This is a genomic window from Mesorhizobium sp. FG116, assembly GCF_057809835.1.
In genome coordinates this window covers 1-5,246 of record NZ_JBMDKS010000067.1, presented here as the reverse complement: position 1 = coordinate 5,246, position 5,246 = coordinate 1, and the positions used below count along the sequence as shown (strand labels likewise).

The following is a 5,246-nucleotide window of genomic DNA, read 5'->3' as shown; positions in this document are numbered from 1 at the left end:
GGAGTCGGACCTGCGCCGGTTCGATCGGGCGTTTGCCAACAGCAATCGCCTGCGCACCGTCGGTACGGACAATTTGCTGGCAGCGGCCCGCGAAAGCGGCGTGAAGCGCATTGTCGCGCAAAGCTTCTGCGGCTGGCCCTACGCCCGCACTGGCGGCTTCGTGAAATCGGAGGATGACGCGCTCGATCCAGATCCTCCGGCACAGCAGCGCCGGACGCTCGACGCGATCCGCTATCTCGAGAACGCCGTCACCACGGCACCGGGAATTGTCGGCGTGGCGTTGCGCTATGGCGGGTTCTATGGCCCCGACACCGGCGTCTTCGATCGGTCGATGATCGATCAGGTTCGAAGGCGGCGGATGCCGGTGATCGGCAGGGGCACGGCATGGTGGTCGTTCGTGCATATCGACGATGCCGCCGAGGCGACCGCCCTGGCGGTCGAGCAGGGCTCCGGCATCTACAACATCGTCGACGACGATCCGGCGCCGGTTCACACATGGCTGCCAGCCTTGGCCGCGATGCTCGCTGCCAAACCGCCGTTCCATTTCCCCGGCTGGCTGGCACGTCCGATCGCCGGCGACCATCTCGTCGTCATGATGACCCAATCGCGTGCGGGATCGAACGCCAAAGCCAAAGCGGAACTTGGATGGCGTCCCGGACATGCTTCCTGGCGGCAGGGGTTTGCCGACATCATCCGCGAGGAGAAACTGGCTGAGTAGGCGCCGTGCGCTTCTTTCAGGATTGGGAGGAATCGAGCGCACGCAGCGCGCGCGTGTACCAGCACTCGGCGCTCTATATCAAAGACTACGAGAATAACGGGCAGCGCGAGATCGGGTTCATCACCCGCGCGCTCCATTTGCCGGCGGAGAAGCTGGAAGCCCAGGGCCTTTGGCGATGGCCGTGGTGCCTGCATGTCCGAAACGTGTCGCATATTTCGGACAAGACAAACGCCGAATCCCCCTCCGAGACCGACTACAGGGCAGGCAGTTGGTTGGCCTCGACGTGTTGCTGCGTCAGCACCTTGCCTCGCTCTTGCGCGGCCAGATCGTAGAACTCGATGAGAAAGTCCCGCAACGCCGCAATCCATTCGGTGCTGTAGAAGCTGCCGAGCTGGTAATGGCGGAAGATGCTGTCGCGCCGGATCGGCCCGGCGAGCTCTCCGGTCGACGGAAACTCGACGCTCGGAACGAGAAGGTGCTGATCCTTCAAGCCGGTCGCGCCGAACTCGATTGTGAAGGGCGGCCGAAGCTTCAGGTCCCTCTCGTAGACGAGGCGGTAGTTGTCGAGCGCGGCTACGAAGCCTTTCTCGACGCCGATCGCCGCGATGGCGTTCTTGTCGCGAAACGGCTGTTCGCTCGCTCCCCACAGCTCGCCGGTTTCGAATATCTGGGTGAAGCTCGTGATGCCGTCACCATGCGGCTCGACATTGACCGCACCCCAGTCGTTCTGGTTGCTGGGCGACTTGATGAGATGCTGCGGCGGCTTCAATTTTCGAGCCACCTCGATTGCCCGCGTCAAGCCCACACGAGGCTGGTCCGCGTAGGTCGGGAAGAGCCGAATGTAGATGACCCGATCCCGCTTGAAGCGCAGCTCCTGCTCTCCGGGATTGCCGAAGTTGACGAGAACGTCCTCTGCCTGGAAGAAGAACGCCGGCGGGCGCACCGGTGTCACGGGAGTGAACAGGGCATCGGTACGAGAGCGGCTAACGATCTCCCGGATCATCAACCGGAGGATGATCTCCAAGGTCTGAGAGAGCTGACCGCGAAGCGTGCGGCGCTGACCGTCGGCGATGTCCGGTGGCGCATCATACTGTGTCGGATGGCGGACGTGGGCCATGTCGAACGGCAGCTGCTCGGGTGGGCCGAAATGCGTGTTCATTACGGGCATCATGGCTTTGAACGTCAGTGCGCGAAGCGCGTAGCCGTACTCGATCATCACGTTCGGATTGGGGATGAGCTTGCCAGCGTCCGTTTCGGCAACGAATGTCAGGTCGGGGACGAAGACATCGGCGGCAGAGATCTTGCCGAGGATCGTCTCGGTCACCGGCGGTGTACCGACGACGCCCTCGGTGTCCGCATCGATCAGCACGTCGACGCCAAGTTCGGCATCCTCGCCAATTCGGCCCGCCGCCTCGTCCAAGGCCGTACGAATGAAGTTACGATTGATGTTCGTCGGCCGGTCGCTTTGCCAGGCATAGAAGACGGTGATCTTGCGACGCGCCATTGAGCACTCCGGGACGATGATCAGCGCAACAGCACGCCGTCAATGTAGATGTTCTTGGTGATCCGGCTCCAGCCAGGATTCATGCGCACGCCGCTGCGCGCCCGCAACCTCAGGAAGTCGGCGACCTCGTCCAAACTCGCAAGCCGGGTCGGGGCTGCGTTCGAGCCAAAGTTGTGGCAGGCAAAGAAGCCATCGGAACCGCGTTCCGCGCGTCCGGTCACACTGCCACGGACGATGCGTTCAATCCTCGCTACGGGCATGCGGTTTGCTCCGGAAAGGGGACAACACTGATGTGAAGAGCGTTCGGATGCTGCTAGATCGGCGCGCTGCTGTCCAGGATTGCGCCGTGCAGTCGGACGAGTTCATCGACCCGCGTTCGGTTGTCCTCGAAGAGGTGGCTCGGCAGTTCGACGAGATCTGTGGACGGTAAGCGATCGAAAAGCGCGTAACAGATCTCCCCATTGTTGTGGCGCGACCGGTAGGCCAGGCCATCGAGCGAGGGGAAGTCGTTGTAGAGATTGAGTGCCAATGCTCTTGACGGGCCATAGTCATCGCTGGCGCTAACTGAGGCGTCGACACCATGGAACAACAGGCCCTCGTCCATGACCTTGGCGAGGGTAAGCGGGCGCTCGAGGCGAATGGGTGTCCACTGTCGCTCTTCGATGTAGTCGCGCCGCACGATCCGGCCAGCAGGCCGACGAAGCAGCGTTTCCACGAAGGCACCTTCGAGCCGTCGGGCTGCATAGAGGACGCCATATTCACCAGCGGGTGCATCGAAACGGTTTTGCGGCGGCCTGCCGGCACCCGGTCCGAAGAACACCGCACCCTGCCCTTTACGATGAATACGCACGATGATCTCGCCGGCGTCGAGCTGCGTGGGTAGCAAGCCCGCTGTAAAGCGCGCAGTGGGAGGGAATGTGACGGGCAAGTCTAGTCCTCGTCCACATCGAGATACGCAGCTGCAGCATCGCCGACCTTTTGAAGCTCACCGGCTTTGAGAGCCTCAATAGGCGGCACAGCCAGATTGGGGTCCTGCTCGAGCAGAAATTGCAGCGCAGACCAGCGGCCCGACTTGCTGCGATCGAACAGTTTGATGACCTTCGCCAACCCCTCGATGATCGACGTGCGATCGCCTTCCTTGACGAACTGGAACTTCGGAAAGACAAGTTCAGCGCCATCCATAAGCCCGAGCGCGGATCCGGTCTTGACCCGTTTGTGCAGCGCCTGCCGACTTGTACCGAGGAGCTTCGCGGCCTCGGTGAGCGAGAGCCCTCCCCCGGCACGTTGCAGCAACAGGCGCGACATCTCGGCGAAGCGCACTTCAGCGGGCAGTTCCTGCGGGCGTGATGCGCCCTCGACCTCTGCAAGGAGGTTGGCAGACAAACGAAACTGGTCCGCGGCGAGTTCGACATGCCGAGCGAGCTCGGAGAACGCGCGCGGCCGGTCATAGCGGCACAGGCGAAGGAGTTCGTTGCGCGCCGGCGTCAGGTCGCTGAGGATGACGAACGCGTCGATGGCAAGGCGCTCGGCACGAGGCGTCGGCTTCCACTGGTGAACGAGCGCGCTCCGAAGCTGCTTGGAACAGTCGAAGACGTCGTGAACGATACTGCTGTACCAAGTGCGGATCGCGGGGCTTCGACGCGAGCCTGAACGTGCCTTAGCGAAATCGAAGTCATGGACGGCAGCTTCTTCGAAGGCCGCGCTCATCAGCAGTGCCGCGCTCTGGATCCGATAGTTGAAGACGAAGACGAGGCGCAGCGCCGGGCTGGCCGTGGCTTCGGATGCGAGCCAGGGCGTCGGTCCCGCAACAAGGTGAGACCAATGGTCGATGTCGTTTCGATCGCGAATGTCGCGTGCTGTGTCGAGCAGGTATTTGGCGTAGCGCCCGTACGGCTCGTCGCTTGGCTCTGGACGGTCGCCGACACCCGTGGCCAGAAAATGCTGCAGCGAGTGCGTCGGCGTGATCATCAGCAGATCGGCGAGGTAGTCGGACACACCCTTCCCCGCGTCCCTCGCTCTCGCCTCCACAACGGCCCGCACGATCGGATCGATTTGAGTTTCCTGGGAAGTCTGCTCCGCGCTCATTGTCGCTCACTGGCCGGCAGGCCAGTGCCTACCTCGGTTGATAACACGGTTGATAGATAGCGTCACTTCGTGCAATTATCAACCTTTGAGCATCAACCCCCTGTGCCCACAGACGACGAGTTCATTCGGGCAATCGGCGCCTGACGAGCAACCAAGCATGTCCACCACGATCCTCCCGCGACTGATCTCGTGCGACGAGGCGGGCTTCACCGGGAACCGCATGCTCGACGGTGCCCAGCCCTACTTCGGCTATGCATCGGTCGACGTCGACCTCGATGAGGCAAACTCGATCGTCAACGATCTGCGCTCACGCCATCGCCTGCAGATGGGGGAACTGAAGGCGGCCAAGTTGCTGAAGCGGCCGCGTGGACGGGCGATCATTGCCGAAGTTCTGGAGCGGATTCAGGGGCGCTACATCGCGACCCTCTACGACAAGCGCCTGAAGCCTGGCGGCGAAGTTCTTCGAATACATCTACGAGCCGGTCCTGCAGCAGAACAACATGCTGTTCCACCACCACAACCTCCACCGGTTTATGGCGACGTTCCTCTACATGCAGATGCTGGCCTCCGGCGAAGGCGCCGAGGAACTCGCCGCGCAGTTCGAACGCTTCATGCGATCGCTTGACCCAGCGGATGCCCCGGCTCTGTTCGGAGCCAGCGACGAGCAACATTTCGACATGCTGCTCGGCCCGATCCTGCGGTTCGCGCGCGGTTACAACGTCACTATCGCGAGCGAGACGCGCAACCTGCAGCTAACCGGCGACAATGGCAAGTGGGTGCTGGATCTCATGATCAGCGCCGTGACGGACCACCTTCGGAACTGGGCAGAACGGCACCTTCTGCTCGAAGTCGTGTGCGACGATTCCAAGCCCCTCCGTGCGCTCGCCGGCATCTATGATGTCATGGTCGATCGACCCAACCCGGTCTACATGGAGGCAT

7 protein-coding genes are annotated in these 5,246 nt (G+C 62.2%); 2 read left to right on the top strand and 5 right to left on the bottom strand.

Annotation, left to right across the window (positions count from 1 at the left end):
- A partial coding sequence (locus tag ACODTY_RS23210) for an NAD-dependent epimerase/dehydratase family protein (RefSeq protein ID WP_488996537.1) occupies window positions 1–718 on the top strand: 718 nt, incomplete at its 5' end.
- A 253-nt stretch (window positions 719–971) separates the two neighbouring features.
- Here ACODTY_RS23210 and ACODTY_RS23205 read toward each other — a convergent pair.
- From ACODTY_RS23205 to ACODTY_RS23185, 5 genes are all read right to left on the bottom strand, one after another.
- Window positions 972–2,222, bottom strand: coding sequence for a hypothetical protein (locus ACODTY_RS23205; RefSeq protein WP_488996536.1), 1,251 nt, complete (start codon window positions 2,220–2,222; stop codon window positions 972–974).
- 20 nt (window positions 2,223–2,242) lie between these two features.
- On the bottom strand, window positions 2,243–2,482 hold the full coding sequence (locus tag ACODTY_RS23200) for a hypothetical protein (RefSeq protein ID WP_488996535.1): 240 nt from the start codon (window positions 2,480–2,482) through the stop codon (window positions 2,243–2,245).
- Between the two features lie 53 nt (window positions 2,483–2,535).
- The gene (locus ACODTY_RS23195; RefSeq protein ID WP_488996534.1) at window positions 2,536–3,150 is read right to left on the bottom strand and encodes an RES family NAD+ phosphorylase; all 615 of its coding nucleotides are present in this window, start codon (window positions 3,148–3,150) and stop codon (window positions 2,536–2,538) included.
- A 2-nt stretch (window positions 3,151–3,152) separates the two neighbouring features.
- A complete protein-coding gene (locus tag ACODTY_RS23190) occupies window positions 3,153–4,307 on the bottom strand; it encodes a hypothetical protein (protein WP_488996533.1) in 1,155 nt (384 codons plus the stop codon).
- Between the two features lie 307 nt (window positions 4,308–4,614).
- Window positions 4,615–4,779 (bottom strand): hypothetical protein, encoded by a 165-nt coding sequence (locus ACODTY_RS23185; RefSeq protein WP_488996532.1) that lies wholly within the window; start codon window positions 4,777–4,779, stop codon window positions 4,615–4,617.
- 28 nt (window positions 4,780–4,807) lie between these two features.
- Here ACODTY_RS23185 and ACODTY_RS23180 point away from each other — a divergent pair.
- A partial coding sequence (locus tag ACODTY_RS23180; protein WP_488996531.1) for a hypothetical protein occupies window positions 4,808–5,246 on the top strand: 439 nt, incomplete at its 3' end.

Bases quoted from the DNA above. Each gene is read 5' to 3' on its own strand.
- ACODTY_RS23190 (WP_488996533.1), bottom strand. From the start codon at position 4,307: ATGAGCGCGGAGCAGACTTCCCAGGAAACTCAAATCGATCCGATCGTG.
- ACODTY_RS23200 (WP_488996535.1), bottom strand. From the start codon at position 2,482: ATGCCCGTAGCGAGGATTGAACGCATCGTCCGTGGCAGTGTGACCGGA.
- ACODTY_RS23185 (WP_488996532.1), bottom strand. From the start codon at position 4,779: ATGTATTCGAAGAACTTCGCCGCCAGGCTTCAGGCGCTTGTCGTAGAG.
- ACODTY_RS23205 (WP_488996536.1), bottom strand. From the start codon at position 2,222: ATGGCGCGTCGCAAGATCACCGTCTTCTATGCCTGGCAAAGCGACCGG.